The sequence below is a fragment of the Synechococcus sp. 'PEA 65AY6A-5F PE A' genome, assembly GCF_047462575.1.
Lineage (GTDB): Bacteria > Cyanobacteriota > Cyanobacteriia > Thermostichales > Thermostichaceae > Thermostichus.
Genome location: NZ_JAOALE010000006.1, coordinates 1 through 21,662, shown reverse-complemented (window position 1 = coordinate 21,662; position 21,662 = coordinate 1). Strand labels below are relative to the sequence as shown.

Genomic DNA, 21,662 nt, shown 5'->3' with positions numbered 1-21,662 from the left:
CCGCTGCACCCTCCAAAAGGCCTCTTCGGCACAGCAGTGGCGCTCGGCTCTTCTCCACCCGGGTCCGGTCAAGCCCGCCGAAGACGCCCCCTTGGCCTAGGCAGCTAGCGGGAGCGAGCCAGCGAGACCCCTCCCGGATCCAGCCGGTTGGCCAGAACCGCAACCCCAATCATGGGCAGGCTCACCAACAGACAAAAGCCCCACTGATCCCAAGACAAAGGTGCCGTGTCGAAAATGATGTTCATCACGCCCCACTGGCTGAAGAGGATCTGCAGCAGGATGGCCGCTCCAATGCCGATGGTGATAGCCGCCACATCCATTAGGCGTTCGCGGCGTTCCAACTGGCTGGCGCGCCCGCGGCCCAAGAGGGTAGGGATAGCCTGGCTGAGGCTGAGCAAGTAGAAGATGCGCCCAATCACCAGCGCCTGAATGGCCATGCTGCGGGCCAGGTTGAGGTTGCCGGTGGTTTGTTCGATGTATTCAAAAACCCCGAAGATCAAGAGCCAGTTAAAGGCTGAAACCAGTAGAATGCGCTGCAGCAGCCGGGGAGAAAGCAAATTGGCGTCGGGATCCCGCGGTGGTTGGGTCATCTCCCGCCCCGTGCTGGGCTCAAAGGAGAGGGGCACCGTCATGGTGATGGAGTTGATCATGTTGAGCCACAACACCTGGATGGCCAAAATGGGCAGCTCGCGGTTGAGGAGGACGCTGAGGAGAAGGGTCATTGACTCCCCTCCGTTCACCGGCAGGATGAAGGCGATGGCCTTGAGCAGGTTGTTGTAAACGGTGCGCCCCTCTTCGACGGCGGCCTCGATGGAGGCAAAGTTGTCATCGGTCAGGATCATGTCGGCGGCGGCTTTGGCCACTTCGGTGCCACCCCTTCCCATAGCAATCCCCACGTCCGCCTGCTTCAAGGCCGGGGCGTCGTTGACCCCATCGCCGGTCATGGCCACGACCTGACCCTGCGACTGCAAGGCCTTCACCAGGCGCAGCTTTTGCTCCGGCACCACCCGCGCAAAGACGGATCCCTCGTTGGCGGCAGTGACAAACTCCTCTGGGCCGAGCTGCTCCAGATCCCGGCCGCTGTAGGCTTTTACCGGTTTGCCACCCCCCAGGCCCATCTGCTCGGCAATGGCTTGGGCGGTGAGCACATGGTCGCCGGTAATCATCTTGACTTGGATCCCGGCGGTTTGGCAGGAGCGCACGGCGGCAATGGCCTCTGGGCGCGGCGGGTCAATCATCCCCTGCAAGCCCAAGAAAATCAGCCCTTCCTCTAGATCTGAGTGATCCACCTGAGTTTGGCTGCTGGGGACGGTTTTTTGGGCAAAGGCCAGAACTCGCAGCCCCTGCCGCGCCAAGGCCTCCACCTGCTGGCGAATCGGCTCTGCTTCCAAGGGCTGGATCTCCCCTTGGGATCCCATCTGGCTGCCGCAGCGGGGCAAGAGAGCTTCTACAGATCCCTTGACGTAGATGCAGTGCTCCTCCGGCCCCAACCGGTGCAGGGTGGCCATGTACTGAAACTCGGATTCAAAGGGGATGCTGTCCAGGCGAGGGCGGCGGCGCTGCAGATCTTCTCGATCCAGACCCCCCTTCTGCGCCGCCACGAGCAGAGCCGCCTCAGTCGGATCCCCTACAACTTCCCACTGGCCGTTGTCTTTGGGTTGGAGGTGGGTGTCGTTGCAGAGGCAGCCAGCTACGAGGCAAGCCTCAAGAGCAGGCAATTGATGGATTTCGATGGGGGAATCGGCCGCCTGGAACAGGATCTGGCCCTGGGGGCTGTAGCCGCTGCCGCTAACCCGGTAGAGCCGGGATCCGGCGTAGATGGCCTGCACCGTCATCTGGTTTTCCGTGAGGGTGCCGGTTTTGTCCGAGCAAATTACCGTGGCGCTGCCCAGGGTTTCTACCGCCGGCAACTTGCGGATAATGGCGTGGCGTCGGGCCATGCGGGAGACCCCAATGGCCAGGGTTACGGTAACTACCGCCGGCAAGCCTTCGGGGATAGCGCTCACCGCCAGCGCCACTGCCGCTTCAAAGACACTCACTGCCGCTTGGCCCTGCACCAGGCCCACCAAAAAGGTGAGCGCCGCCAAGGTGAGGATAATTTTCAGCAAGGTCAGGCTGAACGCCTCAAACTTGCGCGTCAGCGGAGTTTGCAGGGATCCCCCTTCCTCGATCAGCTTGGAGATGCGGCCTGTTTGGGTCTGGTTGCCGATGGCCACCACCACCCCCGCCCCTTGGCCAAAGGTGACGAAGCTGCCGGCATAGGCCATGTTCTGGCGGTCGGCCAACGGCGTGTCTTCGGGGAGGGATCCCAGCCGTTTTTCCACCGGCACCGACTCTCCCGTGAGGGCCGATTCGTCCACCTGCAAGTTGCGCACGCTTACCAGGCGCAGGTCGGCAGGCACCCTGTCTCCCGAGCTCAAGAGCACCACATCCCCCGGCACCAGCTCCCGCGAGGGCACCCGCACTTTCTGCCCCTCCCGCATCACCGTTACTTCCGTCACCACCGACTTGGCCAGGGCGGCAATCGCCTCCTCCGCCTTGGACTCTTGGATGTAGCTGATGAGAGCGTTGATCACCACCACCGCCCAGATTACGATGGCGTTGCGCCAGGAGCCTAGGAACGCCTTGATCGCCCCGGCCACCATCAGGATGTAGAGCAGCGACTGGTTAAACTGCTGCAGGAACTTAAGCCAGGCCGGGGTAGCTGCCTTGGCCTTCAGCTCATTGGGGCCATACTGCTTCTGCCGCCGCTCCACTTCCGCCTGGGAGAGGCCTTTTTCCAACAGCGTCGGCAAAGAGAGCTCCTCTCCGAGGAGCTGCTGGATGGCTTGCTCCTCCGGCAGGGCATGCCAGGCAAGGGCCGGGAGCAGCTCAGGGGATGAAGGTTTGGCCATGTTCGGAATCTTGAGTTACAACAACACAACGGCAGGACGAGCTGCCGACCTTCCTCCATCTGACAGCCTAGCGGATGCCGCCTGCCCTTCCCAGTAAAACGCTCCCCGAGCAGCTCTTGCTAAGGCAAGCGTCAACAACGTTTAAGGAGGCGGCTAAGATTTGCTGAAAATTCTCGACAGATAGATAGAAAGGATGAATATATTCTTATTAGGTAGTATGATTAGCTAAAGCTTGTGGGGAGCCGAAGTGCTTCGGCCTCCCATGCTAGCTGACCTGTCCGGGCTCTTGGATGGGTTGGTTGGCTCTCTTGCTGTTTTTAATATGGCCGACGGGTCTATCGGTCTCTTTTTTGTTTCCGTTTTGAGTTTTAGAGGGAGTTATCGTGGTACCGACTACAAAGCCAAGGGAATTCCAGGCGCAGTCGGCAGCAGTGCCGCAAAACGGCGCGCGCTCTGAGGTGCAAGGGATCGGATCGAAGGGGTCCGCGTCGGTTCTCCGCCATCAGATTGTCGTCGTCGGGGGAGGGGCAGCCGGCATCAGCGCAGCAGCCCAGTTGCTGGAGCGCCAGCGCAACCTCGACATTGCCATCATCGAGCCATCCGACAAGCATTACTACCAGCCCGGCTGGACGTTGGTGGGTGGGGGTATTGCGCCGCTGGCCAAGTTTGTGCGCGATGAAAAAACCGTGATCCCCAGGGGAGCCAAGTGGATCCAGGCGCGAGTAACCGAGCTGGATCCGGATCACAACCGCGTCATCACCGAGGATGGCCAAGTTATCGAATACGACTACCTCATCATGGCCCCCGGCATCCAAATTGACTGGCACCTGATCGAGGGCTTGCCGGAGGCGCTGGGCAAGGGCGGCGTGACCAGCAACTACTCCAAAGACTACGCCCCCTACACCTGGGAGACCATCCGCAACTTCCAGGGGGGCACGGCCATCTTCACCTACCCTGCCACTCCCATCAAGTGCGGCGGCGCGCCCCAAAAAATCATGTACATGGCCGACGACGTTTTCAAGAGCAAAAGCGGCGTTGGCGTCAACACCAAAGTTATCTTCTGCACCGCCACCCCTACCCTCTTCGCGGTGCCCGAATACAGCGCCGCCCTGGAGAAGGTGGTGGAGCGCCGCGGGATCCAGGTGAAGTTCAGGCACAACCTCAAGGCCATCCGGCCCGAGACCCGGGAGGCCATCTTTGAAGTCACCACCGACGGCGGCAAAGAGGAGGTGAGCCTGCACTACGACATGATCCACGTGGCTCCGCCCATGAGCGCCCCGGACTTTGTCAAGCGCAGCCCTCTGGCAGGGCCCGGCGGCTGGGTGGAGGTGGACAAATGGACGCTGCAGCATCCCCGCTACCCCAACGTGTTTGCTTTGGGGGATGCCTCTTCCCTGCCAACTTCCAAGACGGCAGCCGCGGCCCGCAAGCAGGCGCCGGTGCTGGCGGAAAACCTCTTGGCGGCCATGCAGTCCAAGCCGCTGCCGGCCCGCTACGACGGCTACACCTGCTGCCCCCTGATCACCGGCTACAACTCCCTGATCATGGCAGAGTTTGCCTACGACGGGAAGCTAGCTCCCTCTTTCCCCCTGGATCCAACGCGGGAGCGCTACTCCATGTACTTGGCCAAGGTGCACCTGTTGCCCTGGCTGTACTGGAACCGCATGCTCAAGGGCAAGAGGTTTGAGGCCGACATCTTCAAGCCCATCAATAAGCTGGTGCATCGCTACTAAGGCTCTCCACCCTCTCACCCCCAGCCCCTCTCCCAAGGGGAGAGGGGAGTTTTTTTACAGAGCTGGCTCGCTCTGCCGCTGTGTTGTTACTTAGAAACCTTGTTAGAAAAACTACTAAGTATTTCTTAACGTCAATAGCTTCTGAGAGGTGAGGTTTTGCCGTACAATCAGCCCAGGTCTCCGTGAAAACCGAGTAGACTAGGTAAGGAAGTTTCACTTAAGGTTCTGTTCTATGGATTGTCTCAGAGAAGACGAGCTTGGCTATCTCCTTAAGAGGCGGGAAGAAGTTATAGAGGAGCAGAGAGAGATTCAAACCACTATTCAGTCTTCAAGAAATTGGCGGAAACGAGACATTTTGTCTCAGGCAAGAAAGTGGGGCTGGGAGATTGTCCGTCGTCGTGCCAGACATCCCACGCAAGCTGTTCGCGGGCATTTGAGGGTTAGTATTCCTGGACATGGCGACGGCGATTTTCTGGGGGTAGGAATAGCTCATAGAGTCTTAAAGGAATTGGCAGAGCCTAAACTCACAGAACTACAGCTTCAAAGACAAGAGTGCAGCGACCAAATTGTTAACTTTCTCGTGGGCAGAGGTATTGAATTTAGTTCTTTGCGCGAGTTAGGTTTATTAATCGAGCAGATTGAATTTCTGGAAGAGCAAAACCTAAAACTTAAGCGTAGAATAGAAGAGAGCGAGGAAGTAGCTTTAGATTTGCTCGTCGAGAAAGAACACGAAAATCAGAAGCTGGCCAATAGAATAAGAGAGCTTGCAGAAGAGCAGCTGCAAGTCCAGGAGATCGTCAGCCGTGCCATTTTAGCTCTAAAGGAACTTAAACATATCTTTGACCAGCTTCAGAACGCGGTAAACTACATTCCCATTCCAGAGATTAGGAGCTCACTGCAAAGTTACCTGAACAGGATCATGGCTATTTTTAAGGCTAACCTGCCTTCTACGGGTTCTAGAAAGTTGCTTCAGAAGAACGAGCAGGATATTTATCAAGCGAATTTGGAGGATAACCATGGGTCTCATCGAGAGCCTTGAAACGGCAATCGCGGCCTCGCGTCGCAACTATATTGAGCTCCTTGAGTTGACAGGACAGCTTGTTGCCGAGCGACAGCAGCAAGGTCAAAGGAATTGGCTACGGCTGAATGCCAAGCCCTGGACAGCAGCGACCCTAAAAAAAGCTTTTGCTTCCTTTGCAGCCGCTCGAGCTTACTTTAGTAAGCGCTACGGCATAAAAGCAAGAGGGTGGAAAGCTTTGGCAGAGCAGGTCAATACTGTTGAGACAGCGCTGATTCACTTGGGACTGGCCGTTCGCGAAAGCCCTCAGGCAACCTCCCTTTTGGAGAAGAGTGCCCGGCAATCCTCCTCGATTTCTTGAGGGGATAGGCGTCCACTCTCCCTTTTTTCGCCGTTCTGGCTTTGTATCCCCAGGAGGGGGAAGTTTTTTACAGGCAGGCTTTGAACTTTTTCAATACCGCCCGATCCAGCATCAGCAGGGCTGCGCGTAACCCCCCCGAGTATCCCCAGAAAAAGCCCACCGGCAGATGGCCCTTGGGCGCTTCCAAGTTGGTTTTGAGCTCCCCGTACTCCAGCCAGCGGCCCTGGATCTGCCAACCCACTTTCTCTCCCATACACTCTTCGCGGGGCAAGGCCGAGAAGGATCTCGAGCTGAGCCCTCCCCTTTTCTCCGAGTCACACTCCTGCCAGAGCTGCTTCTGGACGGTAAAGCCAAAGCGTCCATGGCTGGCCTGCGTCCAAAGTTGGTCGATTAGCCGCAGCATCGGGCAGGGGAAAGCTTCAACATCCTTGGGATCGAAAAAGCCCACCTGGGATCGCCCGCCCAGCTTTAACATTAGAGCCGTCGTCCAGCGATCGGCTTCCCCCCACTGGCCAGCCCGCAGCCGATCCCACAGCCCTTGTAGGGCAGGAGCCGCTTCTCCCACCCAGTCTGGCCAGGGGAGAGTAGCGGGCAGGGATCCCTGTCCCTCTAGACAAACTTCGGGAGAAACCAGGGATCCGGATGCCCCCTCTTTTTTCTTTGTCGTGGCAGGGGTAGGGGGCGCCACCATTTGCTCCAGCTCTTCTGCCGAGTGCTGGGCCAGGAGCTGTTCCAGCTCATCTTGGGGTTGCGGGGCCAGAAGCCGCTCCAGTTGCCGCAGATCTTGAGTGCGGATGGCGGGCTCAAAGGTCAGCGGCTTCTTCTCTTCTTGAGAGGCCGCTCCCGGCAGCAGGGCCAGCCACTCGGCCATGGTTTGTGGGCGCTCTTCGGGGTGGAGAGCCATCCCTTTGAGGATGGCGGCCTCCACCTCTTCAGGAATGCTGGGGTTAAGGCTGCGGGGGGGATCCAACTGCCGGCCTGTGGCCCGCACCGGCGCGCACAAGGGCACTATCCCCGTCAGCAGGGTGTAGAGGGTGGCGGCCAAGGCATAGACATCGGTGAAGGCGCCGCGGCGGCGCAGGCTGTCGTACTGCTCCAGGGGGGCGTAGCCATCGGTGCCGTAGGAGGTATGGCGCTGGATCAAACCTTGGGCGTAGGCCCGCGCCAGGCCAAAGTCGATCAACACCGCTTGCCCGGATCCCTCCCGCACCAGGATGTTGGCCGGCTTCACATCGCGGTGCAGGATCCCCTGTTCGTGCAGGGCCATGAGGGCGGATCCCACCTCTCGCGTCAGGCGCAGGGCCTCCGGCAGGGGCAGCGGCCCCTTTTGCCGCAAAAGCTGGTGCAGCGTCTGGCCGCGAACGTACTCCATCACAATGCACCAACAATCCCGCTCCCAAATGACCTCCTCCACCTTCACCACGTGGGGGTGACGGCAGCGGGCCAGTTGCAGCGCCTCGTTCATGAAGTTTTGCTGGAAGCGAGGATAGTCGGGATCCTCGCGGATGCTGTCCTTTAAGACCTTGATAACCACATCCTCAGCACGGACGCTGTCCCAGGCGCGGTAGGTAATGCCGAAGCCCCCTTCCCCCAAAACGGCCTCGATGCGGTAGCGCCCCCCCTGCAATTCTTCGCCAACTGCCCAAGCCATACGCGATCTCGCTCCCCGCCTCTAGGGCTATTCTGTCACGGGGATCAACAACGGACGGCACGTAAAACTACTCGTTGCCGGGCAGACCCCCTGTCGGGCACAGCGGTGGCTCTATCGCCCCAGGGATTGTGGTCATTTCAAATAGCAACGAAACGTTTCTCTACGTCGTTATTGGTAGGCAGGGCTGTCGCAAACGCGCCAGCGGCGCGGAGCGCTTGGATGGCGGCAGAGTGTTTTCACCTAGTTTAAAACGACTCCAAGTCTTTGGAGGGGAGCTTGCTGAGAATAAGGTAGGGATCGGGATCCCAGCTTGCCTGCTCAAGAGCCCACCGGCAGCACCCCCGTTTTCACCTGGAAGATGCGCACTTGTCCATCGCGGATGACCCGCAGCGTCAGGGTCTTGCCCACGCCGGCGGCATCCACCAACTGCTGCACCTGCTCGGCGTCGCGAATAGGTTGGCCGTCAATCTCAACAATGACGTCCCCTTCCCGCAGGCCAGCTTGCTCAGCCGGCGATCCCGGAATTACCTGCCCGATCAACACCCCCTCTTGCACTGTCAGCGTGGTGGATCGGCCCGGGTCCCGGTTGAGGCGCTCCACCAAATCGGGGTTGAGGGTAATCATGCGGATGCCCAAGAAGGCATGCTCCACCCGGCCATTGCGGATCAGTTGCTCGGCAATTTCCATGGCGCGGTTGATGGGAATGGCAAAGCCAACACCCTGAGCCCGCTGGAAAATGGCCGTATTCACCCCAATAACCCGACCTTCCGCATCCAGCAAGGGACCGCCAGAGTTGCCAGGGTTGATGGCCGCGTCGGTTTGCAGGAAGGTCACCCGCTTGTTGGCAGCCCCGATTTGCCCAGAGGAGCGTCCGACAGCACTGATGATCCCCGCCGTTACCGTGTTGTCCAGGCCCAGTGGGTTGCCAATGGCAATGGCCCAGTCTCCTGGCCGCACCTGGTCAGAGTTGCCCAGGGTCACCGTGGGCAGATTTTCGCCCTCGATCTGGATCACGGCGATGTCGGTTACCGGGTCTGAGCCTTTGACTTTGCCTTCGAAGGTGCGCCCATCCAGCAGATGCACCCTCACCCGCTCGCTGCCTTCCACCACGTGGGCATTGGTGAGAATGAGGCCATTGGGATCGATGATGAATCCGGATCCGGTGCCCTCCTGCTGAAACTCTTGCGGCAGTTGGGGGATTTGGCCCCCAAAGAAGCGGCGGAACAGGGGCTGGTTGAACAGCTCGGGATCAATAGGGCTGGCCACGGTGCGGGTGGCGTCGATGCGCACCACCGCCGGTCCCACCTTTTGGGCAACGGCGGCAATGAAATTGGAAGGCCGCACGGCATCGGCAGGAGAGGCAGACTCAGGAGGGGACTCAGACCAAGGCAGAAGGGATCCCACCCCCTCTCCAGCCCGCTGCGACCAAGTGGCAAGGGGAGTTTGCTGCAGCCATGCTTGCCCCCTTGGCGAGGACAACCAGACCCCATAGGCAATGCCTCCGCCAAACAAAGCCATCGCCAGAAATGTTTGCCGTAGAAGCCGTGTCATGATCCCTCCCAGAGCTCAGCCGTATTGCCCCAAAAACACTGCACTGAGGAAGCTCAGGCAGACCGGCGCTACCCACCTGCGCAAGCAGACCCGGTTTACTTTGGCCTATTCTTCTTTTAGCTGTTTAGGGGATATGTGCTTAACTTAGCAAATCTTGCGGGCAAAGACAGGGCTCAAGAGCCTAGCGATGACCGGGAATCTAGCTCACCTCCCTTCCTCAGCACCGCCGGAGCGGGATCCATGGCAACGCCACCGCGCCTGGATGCAGTTGGCCCTGCAAGAAGCCGAGCGGGCGGGAGAAGCGGGCGAGGTGCCGGTGGCGGCTCTGGTGGTGGGGCCGGGGGAAGAGCTGTTGGCCCTAAGCAGCAACCGGCGGGAACAGGATCGGGATCCTACGGCCCACGCGGAGATTTTGGCCCTACGGCAGGCGGGGCAGCGCCTGGGCGACTGGCAGTTGCAGGGCTGTCGGCTGTACGTGACCCTGGAGCCCTGCCCCATGTGCGCGGGGGCGATCAGCCAATCGCGGCTGGCCCAGGTGATCTACGGCGCCGACGATCCCAAGGCCGGCGCGCTGCGCAGCGTGCTCAACCTGCCCGCTTCTGCCGCCAGCTTCCATTGCCCAGAGGTCATCGGCGGAGTTTGCGAGGCCGAGTGTCGTCGCCTGTTGCAGCAGTGGTTTAGCCGCCGGCGGGGGATCCCTCTGGCAACCTGACGGGGAACTTGGGCGACAAAAAGGCCGGGTTGAGGTCGTGCATCGGCAAGCGGTTTTTGATACTGTCATATCGGAAGGCCCCCGGCCCGCCAGCGCGAGCAGCTGGCTGGGATCCGGCCGCGGCCTCGAAGGCAAAGCTCTTTGAAGGCGGGAGCGCTTTGGTTGGTCGGTCGCTTGAGGGGTTGGTTGGGCAATCCTCACCGCAGGATCGCAGTTTCCTTCTGGATCCCTCCTCCGAAGTGGTTTATCGGCAGACAGGGATCCGTTGCTCTTGGGTGGTCTTTCCCAGAGGAGTGACGTGTGAGTGTAGCTCTCTTTTCTTCTCCGGTTGTGTCCCCACTGCCCTCGGCTTGGCTTAGGGGGATCGGCCTTCTGGTTTGGGCTTGGCTCTGCTTGGCCTTTCCGGTGCAGGCGCGGGTGCTGCTGCGGGTGGGGATTGCCGTCAACAAGCCGCAGGTCAGGCTCGGCAGCTCTGCCCCGGCCCGCCTGCTGGATGCCCAGGGACAACCGCTGGCCGAAGTTCCGGCCATGCAGCCGCTGCAGGCCAGCCGGATAGGCTCGGCGGTCAGTTTGGCCGGCCAGCAGGGAGAACGCCTTTACCTACAGCCCACCACCCCCGATGGGTTGGTGTTCATCGACCAGAACTGGTACCGCGGCTGGGTGGAGCTGATCCCCGGCGAAAGTGGAGTGATCGCCATCAATCAAGTTGGTTTGGAGGACTACGTTTCCAGCGTGGTGGGCAGCGAGATGGGGCACCGCTTCCCGATGGAGGCCCTCAAAGCCCAAGCCGTGGCCTCCCGCACCTATGCCCTCTACCATCGCAGTCGTCGCTCCCAGCAGCCTTTTGACTTGGGGAGTGGGATTGATTGGCAGGTTTACAAAGGGGTGGCTGCCGAATCCAACCGCACCCAGGCAGCAGCCCGCGAGACTGCCGGCCAGGTTCTCGTCCACCAGGGGCAGTTGATCAACGCCGTTTTCCACTCCTCCGGCGGCGGCCACACAGACGATGCCGGCAATGTTTGGCTGGAGTCGCGGCCCTACTTGCAGGGGGTGCCCGATTTCGATCACCACTCGCCGGTGTTTAGCTGGACGGCTACCATTCCTGCCCAACAGCTCCAGCAGTTGGCCGGCGGGATCGGGGCCATCCGATCCATTGAGATCCTGCGCAGCTCTCCCTGGGGACGGGCCATCACCCTGCGCCTAGTGGGATCCCAAGGCAGCAAAGACGTCAGCGGCAGCGAATTCCGGCGGGCTCTGGGGTTGCGCAGCACGATGATCGCCATCAGCCCACGAGGGGAGGCGGCCACCACCGCCAGCCTGACCCCTGCTGGGGCAAACTTTCCCGCTTTCTTCCAAATCCAAGGGCGCGGCTACGGGCACGGGGTGGGCATGAGCCAATGGGGAGCTGCCGCCCTGGCCAGCCAAAACTATTCCTACCAACAGATCCTCAGCCACTACTACCGCAACACCAGCTTGGCCGTGGTGGAGGGACGCTAGGCTCAGTCGGAGCTCCTATCGAAAAAGGCCATTTGGTAGCGAAGGCAGCTAAAGCTTTGCCGAGCTTGTGGCAGTTTAGATTGCCCTGCCGGGATCAGGAGTCAGTGGCAATTCTGGAAACTCTGTTAACTCCGATGCAGCACCGTCTCTTCAGACAGGCCGCAGATCGATCAGCAGCCTTCTCTGAGATTGAAAACCGAACTGCCGGTGGCCATTGTTGTTGCAAGATCTGGGAAAAGACTGAGGAAATCTGGCTTGGAGCTGCTGCAGATTTTGTAGAGATCCTGAATCCTCCTGCCAGAATTCTCAAAGTTGGCTCAATAATAAAAAATTAGAAACGTTTACCAGGCACGATTAACCTCTGCCGCTTCTTTTTCCGGCCTATAGCTTCAACCCCAGGTATCTGTCCTATGTCCCTTGCCACTTTAGCCCCCGCTTTTCCCGAACGTTGCCCGGTGCTGCCGGAGGCGCTCACGCCCCTGTGCGAGATCGCCCGTAACTATTGGTGGACGTGGAACCCCGATCACCTCACCATTTTCCGGGAAATGGATCCCGCCCTGTGGGAAAAAACCTCTCACAACCCGGTGCGCATGCTGGAGGAGGTTTCTTACTTGCGCTTGGCGGCCTTGGCTACTGACGTCAACTACCTCAACACCCTCAATCGCATGGTGCAGGCCTATCGGCAGTACATGGCGGCTGAGGATACCTGGGCCAAGCGCACCATGAAGACCTACGACTGGCAGCGTCCTATTGCCTATTTCTGCGCTGAGTACGGCCTGCACGAGTCTTTGCCCATCTACTCCGGGGGCCTGGGCATGCTGGCTGCCGATCACCTCAAATCCGCCTCCGATCTGGGGGTGCCGCTGGTGGGCGTGGGATTGCTCTACCGCCAAGGCTATTTCCGGCAGCGCCTGGATCTCAGCGGCTGGCAAGGGGAGCTGTACGAAGATTGCGAGTTTGACGCGCTGCCTCTGACGTTGGTGCGGCAGCCAGATGGCAGCCCTCTGTTGGTGGAAGTGGCAATGCGGCAGCGGCTGGTGAAGGCACGCGCCTGGCGGGTGGACGTGGGGCGGGTGCCCCTCTTCCTGCTGGATACCAACCTGCCGGAGAATGATCCCATCGACCGCTGGATTACTGCCCATCTCTACGGCGGCAGCACCGATACGCGTATTGCCCAGGAGTGTATCCTCGGCATTGGGGGGGTGCGCCTGCTGCGCCAGTTGGGCCTGGATCCCATGGTCTATCACATGAACGAGGGGCATGCTGCCTTCTTGACTTTGGAGCTGCTGCGGGAGGAGGTGGCACGGGGTACGCCCTTTGAGGCGGCAGAGGCCAAGGTGCGGGAAAAGTGTGTCTTCACCACTCACACGCCGGTGCCGGCTGGGCACGATGCTTTCAGCCCCAACGAGATGGATGCGTTCTTTGCCTCTTTCTGGCCGCAACTGGGCTTGACGCGGGAGCAATTTTTGGCTCTGGGGGCGCGGCGCGGCGGGGATCCCTGGGAGCGCTTCAATATGACGGTGCTGGCTTTGCGCTACGCACGTGCAGCCAACGGGGTGAGCAAGTTACATGGGCGCGTCTCTCGCCAAATGTGGCATGTGCTCTACCCAGAGCGGTCGGTGGAGGAGGTGCCCATCGGCTCCATTACCAACGGGGTTCACGCCCGCACCTGGGTTGCCCCCCTCTTCTGGAACCTCTACGACCAATACCTGGGTCCCAACTGGCCGGAGCGGGTGTCGGATCCGGAGCTGTGGGCCAAGGTGGAAGAAATTCCCGATGAGGAGCTGTGGCGGCGCAAGGAAGCCCTGCGGGAGCGGTTGGTGTCTTTTACCCGCCACCGGGTGTTGCGGGCGCGGCGCAACCGCGGCGAAAGCAACGAACGTCTCCAGGCCGTCAACCAGTTGTTGGATCCCAAGATCCTGACGATTGGGTTTGCCCGCCGCTTCAGCACCTACAAGCGAGGAGATCTAATCCTGCGCGATCTCGAGCGAGTGACCCGCATCTTCACCAACAAAGAGTACCCTGTGCAGATTATCTTTGCCGGCAAGGCTCACCCGCGAGATGAAGAAGGCAAGCGCCTGATCCAACGGGTGGTGGAATGGTCGAATCGGCCTGAGGTGGCTCACCGGGTCGCCTTTATTGAGAATTACGATGCCTACGTCAGCCGCAATTTGGTCCAAGGGGTGGATCTTTGGCTGAACAACCCGCGGCGTCCTCTGGAGGCCTCCGGCACCTCCGGCCAAAAAGTGGGCTTCAACGGGGGGCTCAACCTCTCCGTTTTGGACGGCTGGTGGCCCGAAGGCTACAACGGTCGCAATGGCTGGGCCATCGGCCAAGAAATCGAAGGTCTGGATCCAGCCGCCCAAGACGATCTGGACGCCAGCTCCCTCTACGATGTGTTGGAATACGAGATTATCCCTATGTTCTACGACCGGGATGAAAAAGGGATCCCGCGCCGCTGGATTGCTCGCATGAAAGAAGCAATCCGCACCCTCAACCCGGTCTTCAACACCGACCGCATGGTGGCTGAGTACGTCCTGAAAATGTATGAGCCCCAGCCTATCGAAACGGAGGTGAGTCGCATCTTGTCGGGCTCGGCCGTCGTTAGCTAAGTTAGCCTCCCTCAACCCAGCCCTTCTCCCTGAGGGATGGCCCAAGCGCGCCGCGCCGCCGACGCGACCACCCCCAACCTCTCTCTGGGAGAGGGGAGATAGTTATCATCATGCAAAAATCGGGATCCCCGCCCTCCTCAGGCGAAAAGGCAGGGATCCCTGGCCTGTGTCCATGGAGACTAGGCACTAGCGTTGAGGGTTATCGGGAAGGTCAGCGGCTCCGGCTCCTCCTCAGGCGGTAGCATCACCACCTCCGAGCTGTCGATGATCGCTTGCAGCTCTTCCCCATCAATGGTTTCGGCCTCCACCAAGCGGCGGGCGATGCGATCCAAGAGGGCGCGGTTTTCCCGGATCAGGTAAGTGGCCCGTTGGTAGGCCTCATTCACCAGACGTCGCACCTCTTCGTCGATGAGGGCCGCCGTCTCCTCGGAGAAATCCCGCTCTGCAGCGATCTCACGGCCTAGGAAGATATTGGCATACTGGCGTCCCAGGGCCACGTTGCCCAGGCGGTCGCTCATGCCAAAGCGGGTGACCATGTTGCGGGCAATGCGGGCCACCTGCTGTAGGTCGCTGGCTGCCCCCGTGGTCACCTCCGCCTCGCCATAGACCACCTCCTCTGCCACCCGACCCCCCAGGGCGACGGTCATCATGTTTTTCAAGTGGGCACGGGTGGTCAGGCCCATGTCATCATCGCTGGGCATGAACCAGGTGAGGCCGCCCGCCTGGCCGCGGGGAATGATGCTGACCTTTTGAATGGGATCGTAGTTGGGCAAGAGGGATCCCACCAGGGCGTGTCCTGCCTCGTGGTAGGCCACCAGCTCCTTGCGCCGCTCGCTCATGAGGCGATCCTTCTTCTCTGGGCCAGCCAACACCCGATCCACGGCGTCGTTGATCTCGTCCATCGAGATCTCGGTGAGGTTGCGGCGGGCCGCCAAGATGGCCGCTTCGTTGAGTAGGTTGGCCAGGTCTGCGCCGGTAAACCCAGGGGTGCGGCGGGCCAATTTCTCCAGATCCACATCGGCGGCCAAGGTTTTGCCGCGGGCATGCACCTTGAGGATCTCCAGGCGGCCCTGGAAGTCGGGGCGATCCACCGTCACTTGGCGGTCAAAGCGACCGGGCCGCAGCAGCGCTGCATCCAACACATCGGGGCGGTTGGTGGCGGCGATAACGATGATGCCGGAGTTGCCCTCAAAGCCGTCCATCTCGGTCAGCAACTGGTTCAGGGTTTGCTCCCGCTCGTCGTTGCCACCTCCTAGGCCGGCTCCCCGCTGCCGACCCACGGCATCGATTTCGTCGATGAAGACAATACAGGGGGCATTTTGCTTGGCCTGCTCGAACAGATCCCGCACCCGCGAGGCCCCCACTCCAACAAACATCTCCACAAACTCAGAGCCAGAAATGGAGAAGAAGGGCACACCCGCCTCTCCGGCCACAGCGCGGGCCAACAGGGTTTTACCTGTACCTGGGGGGCCGACCAGCAACACCCCGCGCGGGATCCTGGCGCCCAGAGCGTTGTACCGCTCGGGGTTTTTCAAAAAGTCCACCACCTCGGCCAGCTCCAACTTGGCCTGGTCAACACCAGCCACATCGTTGAAGGTAACCTGAGTTTTCGGCTCCATCTGCACCCTTGCCCTCGACTTGCCAAAGTTGAGCGCCTGGCTGCCAGGGCCGTTTTGGGCTCGGCGCAACAGGAAAAACAGGCCAAGCAGCAGCAAGACGGGCAGGAAGAAGGTGCTGAGGATGCGCCCCAGCAGACCCTCCTCCTGAACCGGGCGCACCGCCAGCTCCACCCCTTGCGCAAGCAAGGTGTTCTCAAACTCGGGGGTGAGGGGAGGCAGGTTGACCAGCACTTGGGTGGCGCGGTTGTTGATTTCCGCCTCGGCAATGGCAATTTGGCGACCATCGGGGGCGATCTCGACCAAGACTTTGCTGACCTCGCCCCGTTCTATGCGGCTCATCAGGTCGGAGTAGCTGATCTCCAGACGCTCAGCCGGACGGGTGCCGAAGAAGGTTGTGGCCAGCGAGATCAAGACAATGGCCAGCAACGCGTACAATCCGGCGCTTCTCCATTTTTTGTTTTTACCTTTCTGACTCACGGAAGCGTTTCCTCCCAAAGGGTGCTTTTTATCGAACTCACAGATGGCATCTGGGGTCGAGTGGATTCTTGCAACGATAGACTATTAATTAATATTAACCCGGCTGAGAGGCCGGGGAGAATAGCCGAAGATCCGCAGGATCGCGCACTTTTGTCAACGGGCTTGCGGCTAGGATCGGGGGCGAAAGGGCCGCACTCCCCCTCTTTCCTTGGTTTTCTAGGGAATCCCCATGCTGACTCAACTGCGCCAACTGAGCCTGGCTGCCGACGGACGCTACCTCAGAGATGAGGAGATGCAGTTCATGGAGAGCTACCTGGCCTCCTTTGAGCTGCGCCTGGGCGCCTATCGCAAAATCCAAGCGGCGGAAGCCCAGATTGTCGGCGAGGTGGAGGCGAAGCTGCGCGCTCTGGATCCCTACTTGCTCATGCGAGGGGTGGAGGATTTCCGCAACAAATGGAGAGCCGACACCGTGCGGGTTTTGCGCCTCTCGGCTTTGGCCATGCTCCTAGACGATGAGCAGCGCTACAAGGAGCGATTTCTCTACTGGTTTCAGACCTTGATGCGGGCCTTCCGCACCCAGCGCAGTTGTGAGGCTACCTACCGCTTCTTGCAAGAGGTGATAGCCAAGTACCTCACCCCCGCGGAGTTTGCTTTGATCCAGCCGATTCTGGAAACCAACCGTACCCTGCTGGGTCTCACCTAGGCCGCAGGCTCGGAGGAAGGGCTCGCCTCGATCACCTCCAGCTCGTCGGCCTGGAGGTGGGCGCGGAACTTATTCCCAAACTGCACCTGAAAGGGAAAATTAGCGCTGATCGGGCGGCCGTTCCAGTCTTGGATCACAGCCGTCACTTCTCCCTCCATACCTTTGAGGTCAAAAGGTTGATTGCGATGTTCCGGGTGGTGATAGACGATCACGCTGGTACGCACCCGCACTCGATCTCCGACTTTCATCACACACCATTACACGGCGCTGTTAGGAGCCGTGCCCTCCAACCGTTGAACGTTAAAAACTTGCAATACCCTAGGTTGGCATTTTGCCATAGCTGCTTGCCAGGAGCGACCTCCTGCAAACTCACTCGATTGGTTGCTTTCAGCCGCACGCCCCGCTCACCTCGCTGCCAGGGGAGTGTGGCTTCGCCGCTTGCTACCCACCGTCTGGCGGAGCTGGGTTTGATTAACATCAGGGGGGTTTTCCCATCCACGGCAAACATAGGTACCAACACGGCTGTAAGCTCTTCTGTGTACGCCCCCTCGCCCCTACGGAGGTTTCAGGCTGGGGGAGAACCTGTAACATGTTTTGGGCCGCTGGGCCTAGATCCTCTGCTTGCCCTCCGGCGTTCCTTGCGAAGCTTGGCCAGGCTGTTCTCGCGCCTAGCTTGCCGTTGCGATGCTGGCATCGCTACTCCTGCCAATTGCTAACCAAGTGCCTCCAGCCCGCTGATGCGATCAGTCGCGGCACTTGGCCTCCTGAAAAGGCAGCCCACCCCAGGAGCCTGCTGGAAACACTCTAGCTCAGCCCCTAACGAAGACTGCGGAATGTAGAGAACTATGTAGAAATTGATACAGTGGTTTGCATTTCTCCGGGATCCCCTCGCCCTTGAGGAGCCGCGCCGGCTTCTGGGAGCATTGCCCCAACCCAAGCCCACTGACTTCAGCCGAAAGATCCCTCTGCGGAACCTGGGATCCGTGGGGCTCATCAGTGTATTCCCGGACACGTTTTTGGGAGACTTTGACCAATTCTGAGGATCCCAGGCCTAGAGTGGTGGTGGATGTTCTGGCTCGGGGCCCTTTTGTTCGCGGTCGAGATCTGGATATTTCGACGGCTGCCGCTCGCCAGCTGGGCATTTACGAGCAGGAAGTGGCGAAAGTAGAGGTGCCTCTGCTGCCTCCCCAAGAAGTTCCTCTCTCCGGCGTTTTGATGAGCCTAAGGTAGAAATTGCTGGGCAAAAATAACTACTAGAATCGGCTCCCGATGGGGAGAATCTGCCCAGGCTAAATGCCTGAAGATTTGCTGGGCTGGTTTTCTGCTTCTTGTCTGCGGCGATCGCCAATGCCGCAGTCGCCGCAGCATTCGGGTCGCTTGAAGTCGTCCCAATGGATGCAGGCCCGGCAGCCCTTCAGCATTTCCGGCCAGCGCTCTCGAATTAGCAGTTGTCGCAGCCTCACTTCTCGTGATTCGGGAAAGGGGTGTTGCAATTCATCCATGGCCCTGGGATCCGCAGCTCTCTGTCTCTGGTATAAGGGCAAATGAAAGTCTGCAATCTAGAAATATCGGCATAGCTTAAGGTTTGTGCTTTGCCGATCTCCAAAGAGGGCTTGGGCTAGCCCAATTTTCTTGAGCCCATTACTTTGCGAAGGGATTTGCAAAAAATATAAACGGATTTCTTACAAGATTTAGCTGGATTTTTCCCCGCTTAACACAAAGGTGGGATCCAGAGGCAGCAACAGTTGGCTGCGACCGCGGTGTTCCAGGCGGTTCACGGCTGATTGGATCACCTCCACATGATGAGCTCGCACGGCAGCCAGCCCGGCAGAGAGGCCGTAGAGCCCCTCCAGAGAGTTGGTGGTCGCCACAATCCTGCCGTTGGGTTTGAGATGGTTCCAGGAGGCCTCCAGGATCTCCCGTAGGGGATGGCCACCTTCGATACAGATGCGATCGGGGGGCGGAGAGAGCTGATGCAAGCAATCGGGGGCGGTGCCCTGGATTACTTGCACGTTGTTGAGGCCGAATTTCTCGCAGTTGCTCTCGATCAAGCTGACCACCTCGGCATCGCGCTCGATGGCAATCACGCGAGCGCGGGGGCAGAGAATGGCCGCTTCGATGGCGATGGTGCCTGTCCCGGCGCCGATATCCCATAGGCAGTGGTCTTCTCCCAGGCGCAACTGGCTCAGCACCAGCACGCGTACCTCGCGGGGGCTCATCGGGATCCCCGGGATCCGCTCAAAGGCGGAGTCCGGGATCCCTGGGGTGCGATAGGGCCAAGAGAAGGGGGTTGCCATTGCCAAAGACCGCTGCCGGGGAAATGGCCATACTTCTCAGCATAAGGCGAAGCCCCGACCAACTGGCTACGCTCTTCATGTCCCCCTCCTGGGAGAGGGGATCCCCGCGCTAGGCCAGCCTAGGTCAGTAGCCCCGTGAGGGCCGGACAAGGCTCCAAAGCTGATGATCGGACTCGAACCGATGACCTGCTCATTACGAGTGAGCTGCTCTACCGACTGAGCTACATCAGCAAGGGTAAGCAATTCCGCATCCCTTTGTTCAGCCAGTTCAGCAGCGCAAACTGGGAACGCGGGACGGGAAAGCTGACTTAGACTATTGATGCTCACCAATCTTAGCGCATCCTTGCCCTGCTCGGGATCCCCAGGCCGTCAATCCTAGAGAAAGACCTAAGGTTAACCAGGCCAGCCAGTCGCCTGTGCGCGTGTAGAAGGTTACCTGGGATTGCCGCCTGACCTCTCCAGTCACCACTCCGCGCTGAAAAATCGGGCCCACCTGCTGGAGTCGACCTGAGGGATCCACCACCAGGTTGCCGCCGGTGTTGTTGACAAAGACCACGCTGCGCCGGTTCTCGACCGCCCGGAAAACCGAAAGCCGGCCGTGGAGCATAGGCCAGTGGCTGTTGCCAAACCAGCTATCGTCGGAGATCACGATCAACGACTCTGCTCCATTGCGGGTCAGAGTTCGGCTGGGGGCGGGCAATACACTCTCCAAGCAGATCATCACCCCCAAAGGCCCAAACAGCTCCCCTCCCGCCAGCGGCCGATAGCCATCTGGGGAGGGCGCGTAGCGCCCCGACTCAAAATAGGGGAAGATCCACTGCTTGCCAAACCAATCCAGCACTTGGCCTTGGGCGTTGAAGAAGAGGGCGGTGTTGAAAAATCGCTGCTCCTCCTCCGGCAGGTGGGCTGTGCGGGGATCCGGCTCCGTGGCCCCCGTAATCAAAGCCCCTTCTGGGGGGAGGATGGCTCGCATTGGCTCGATCACATGGGGTTGCAGGGGGGTGTTCAGCAACCGGGCCCGCAAGGCTCCTTCCGGCCAGATCACCAACTGCGCCCCCTCGGCCACCGCCTGGGCCGAAAGCTGGTGCAACTCCCGGTAGCGCTGGCTGCGGTACTCCCAACTGCGATCGGCTTCCAACCAGGCCACCTGCTGCACCGTCCCCACGCGAAAGCTGGGATCCCCTTCCGCCGCCGCTAAAACATCAAAGTAGGCCAGCCGCAGGCTGCCATAGGCCAAGACCAGCCCCCCCAGACCTAAGCCGCAGGCCAGCGTGCGCCGGATATCCGGGTTCTCGGCCCCCGAGCAGGATCCCTCTGCCCTCCATTGGCAGCGGAGCTGCTCGGCCAACTGCCAAACCACGCCATTGACGAACACGGCAAAAAAGGTCACTCCCCAGATCCCGGTGAGATCGGCAATTTGGATCCCCAGGGGCCAGTCAAAGAGCAGGGATCCCCAATGAAAGGGGATCGGCCACCAGAGCAGGCCCAGCAGCCCATCCAGGCCTGTCCAGACCGTGGCCAGGCCCAGGGGACGTGCCCAGGGGGGGAGGGGCCGGCTCAGCGCCAAGCTCAAGACCGTGGCTGTTGTGAAAAACAGAGGGATCAGGGGAGCCACCACTGCTCCTCCCAGGATCTCCCAGGCGCTGAGCACTTGAAGCGAGAAGGGATCCACCCAGAAGGCGTACAGGCACACGCAAAACCAGAGGCCATAGGCCAAACGCCACTGCCTCCAACCCTGTTGCTGTTCGCAAAGGTAAAACAGAGGCGCTAGGCCCAGCAGCGCTCCCGGAAACCAGTGCAGCCAGCGGTTGGGGGATCCCAAACACAGCAGCAAAACGGCCAGCCCCGCCAGCCAGCGGGATCTCCACTCTGGGCGAAGCGGTGGGAGCAAAGCCGGGTGTTGAGGGAAGGAGGGCAGCTCTAGGGCCATTGGCAATGCAGGGGAATCCTCTGAGTGCTGCGGGCAGCCGCAAGAGCCGGCCTTGCTCGCATCCCATCATCTTTACAGAGCCTGCTGAGGCCTGCAAACGATCCCAGCGGCCCTAGCGCGGATACCACCGCTTTTGCCAGGCCCGCATTTGCTCAATCTCCGCTTGCTGGGTAGTGACAATGGCTGTTGCCAGTTGCCGAATCTCGGGGCACTTGGATTTTTCCAGAGCCTCTCTAGCCATGACCAGGGCTCCTTCGTGGTGCTGGATCATTGCTTGCAGGAAGCGCAGATCGAACTCAGGGTCAGCGGCTCCCAGGTCGGTATCCATGCGCATAGCCGAGATCATTTCTGGAGTCATGGCCATCTGGTGGCCCATCTCTTCATGCCACATGACGGGCTCCTAGGGAGCTAGCGGGTACCAGCTCAGCCGCCAGTCTTGCATCTGCTTGATTTCTTGGCTTTGGGCGACCCCAATGGCCCTGGCCAACTGACGAATTTCCCGCCGCCGGGATTTTTGCAGGGCTTCTGTGGCCATGCTCACCGCTCCCTCGTGGTGGAGCATGACTCTAGTCAATGATATGCTGGACTATACTGAAAATAATGTACA

The 21,662-nt window shown here is 60.0% G+C and carries 16 protein-coding genes, 1 tRNA gene and 1 pseudogene; 8 read left to right on the top strand and 10 right to left on the bottom strand.

The window, feature by feature from the left end; genetic code table 11:
- Positions 1-104: 104 nt before the first annotated feature.
- On the bottom strand, positions 105-2,894 hold the full coding sequence (locus GG26_RS03325) for a cation-translocating P-type ATPase (protein ID WP_414388872.1): 2,790 nt from the start codon (positions 2,892-2,894) through the stop codon (positions 105-107).
- 458 nt (positions 2,895-3,352) lie between these two features.
- Here GG26_RS03325 and GG26_RS03320 point away from each other — a divergent pair, with 458 nt between their 5' ends.
- The 3 genes from GG26_RS03320 to GG26_RS03310 all read left to right on the top strand — a co-directional run bounded on the left by GG26_RS03320 (position 3,353) and on the right by GG26_RS03310 (position 6,006).
- A complete protein-coding gene (locus GG26_RS03320; protein WP_414388936.1) occupies positions 3,353-4,627 on the top strand; it encodes an FAD/NAD(P)-binding oxidoreductase in 1,275 nt (424 codons plus the stop codon).
- 232 nt (positions 4,628-4,859) lie between these two features.
- Positions 4,860-5,666: a hypothetical protein gene (locus GG26_RS03315; protein WP_099812710.1), complete on the top strand. Its 807-nt coding sequence runs from the start codon at positions 4,860-4,862 to the stop codon at positions 5,664-5,666.
- Positions 5,644-6,006, top strand: a complete 363-nt coding sequence (locus GG26_RS03310) for a hypothetical protein (protein ID WP_099812711.1) — start codon at positions 5,644-5,646, stop codon at positions 6,004-6,006. The genes GG26_RS03315 and GG26_RS03310 overlap by 23 nt, the downstream gene beginning before the upstream one ends.
- A 67-nt stretch (positions 6,007-6,073) precedes the next feature.
- Here GG26_RS03310 and GG26_RS03305 read toward each other — a convergent pair whose 3' ends face one another.
- Together GG26_RS03305 and GG26_RS03300 are read right to left on the bottom strand one after the other, a co-directional pair.
- Positions 6,074-7,657, bottom strand: a complete 1,584-nt coding sequence (locus GG26_RS03305) for a serine/threonine-protein kinase (RefSeq protein WP_414388870.1) — start codon at positions 7,655-7,657, stop codon at positions 6,074-6,076.
- Between the two features lie 318 nt (positions 7,658-7,975).
- Positions 7,976-9,208, bottom strand: coding sequence for an HhoA/HhoB/HtrA family serine endopeptidase (locus GG26_RS03300; RefSeq protein WP_414388868.1), 1,233 nt, complete (start codon positions 9,206-9,208; stop codon positions 7,976-7,978).
- 187 nt (positions 9,209-9,395) lie between these two features.
- Here GG26_RS03300 and GG26_RS03295 point away from each other — a divergent pair, with 187 nt between their 5' ends.
- From GG26_RS03295 to glgP, 3 genes are all read left to right on the top strand, one after another.
- Complete coding sequence (locus GG26_RS03295; protein WP_414388866.1) at positions 9,396-9,920, top strand: nucleoside deaminase; 525 nt, start codon at positions 9,396-9,398, stop codon at positions 9,918-9,920.
- 300 nt (positions 9,921-10,220) lie between these two features.
- Positions 10,221-11,417 carry a SpoIID/LytB domain-containing protein gene (locus tag GG26_RS03290; protein ID WP_041438653.1) on the top strand — a complete coding sequence of 399 codons (1,197 nt, stop codon included), beginning with the start codon at positions 10,221-10,223 and terminating at the stop codon, positions 11,415-11,417.
- Between the two features lie 410 nt (positions 11,418-11,827).
- Complete coding sequence (gene glgP, locus GG26_RS03285; RefSeq protein WP_414388864.1) at positions 11,828-14,029, top strand: alpha-glucan family phosphorylase; 2,202 nt, start codon at positions 11,828-11,830, stop codon at positions 14,027-14,029.
- A gap of 179 nt (positions 14,030-14,208) precedes the next feature.
- Here the strand turns inward: glgP and ftsH are convergent, their stop codons facing one another.
- On the bottom strand, positions 14,209-16,125 hold the full coding sequence (gene ftsH, locus GG26_RS03280; RefSeq protein WP_011431525.1) for an ATP-dependent zinc metalloprotease FtsH: 1,917 nt from the start codon (positions 16,123-16,125) through the stop codon (positions 14,209-14,211).
- 229 nt (positions 16,126-16,354) lie between these two features.
- On the opposite strand from ftsH, the gene GG26_RS03275 reads away from it, so the two are divergent.
- The gene (locus tag GG26_RS03275) at positions 16,355-16,828 is read left to right on the top strand and encodes a hypothetical protein (protein WP_011431524.1); all 474 of its coding nucleotides are present in this window, start codon (positions 16,355-16,357) and stop codon (positions 16,826-16,828) included.
- On the opposite strand, the gene GG26_RS03270 is transcribed toward GG26_RS03275, so the two are convergent.
- Entirely contained in the window at positions 16,825-17,076 is a 252-nt protein-coding gene (locus GG26_RS03270) for a ferredoxin-thioredoxin reductase variable chain (RefSeq protein ID WP_011431523.1), read from the bottom strand. The two genes, GG26_RS03275 and GG26_RS03270, sit on opposite strands and share 4 nt — an antisense overlap.
- A gap of 778 nt (positions 17,077-17,854) precedes the next feature.
- On the opposite strand from GG26_RS03270, the gene GG26_RS03265 reads away from it, so the two are divergent.
- Positions 17,855-18,058 carry an RlpA-like double-psi beta-barrel domain-containing protein gene (locus tag GG26_RS03265; RefSeq protein WP_168173328.1) on the top strand — a complete coding sequence of 68 codons (204 nt, stop codon included), beginning with the start codon at positions 17,855-17,857 and terminating at the stop codon, positions 18,056-18,058.
- Between the two features lie 59 nt (positions 18,059-18,117).
- Here the strand turns inward: GG26_RS03265 and GG26_RS03260 are convergent, their stop codons facing one another.
- The 5 genes and pseudogenes from GG26_RS03260 to GG26_RS03240 all read right to left on the bottom strand — a co-directional run bounded on the left by GG26_RS03260 (position 18,118) and on the right by GG26_RS03240 (position 21,617).
- Positions 18,118-18,330, bottom strand: a complete 213-nt coding sequence (locus GG26_RS03260) for a hypothetical protein (protein WP_049749797.1) — start codon at positions 18,328-18,330, stop codon at positions 18,118-18,120.
- A 189-nt stretch (positions 18,331-18,519) separates the two neighbouring features.
- On the bottom strand, positions 18,520-19,125 hold the full coding sequence (cbiT, locus tag GG26_RS03255; protein ID WP_011431520.1) for a precorrin-6Y C5,15-methyltransferase subunit CbiT: 606 nt from the start codon (positions 19,123-19,125) through the stop codon (positions 18,520-18,522).
- A 158-nt stretch (positions 19,126-19,283) separates the two neighbouring features.
- Positions 19,284-19,356, bottom strand: a tRNA-Thr gene (locus tag GG26_RS03250).
- A gap of 82 nt (positions 19,357-19,438) precedes the next feature.
- Positions 19,439-21,055, bottom strand: a complete 1,617-nt coding sequence (locus GG26_RS03245; protein WP_011431519.1) for an apolipoprotein N-acyltransferase — start codon at positions 21,053-21,055, stop codon at positions 19,439-19,441.
- Positions 21,056-21,167: 112 nt separating this feature from the next.
- A pseudogene (locus GG26_RS03240) lies at positions 21,168-21,617 on the bottom strand (DUF305 domain-containing protein).
- Between the last annotated feature and the right edge of the window lie 45 nt (positions 21,618-21,662).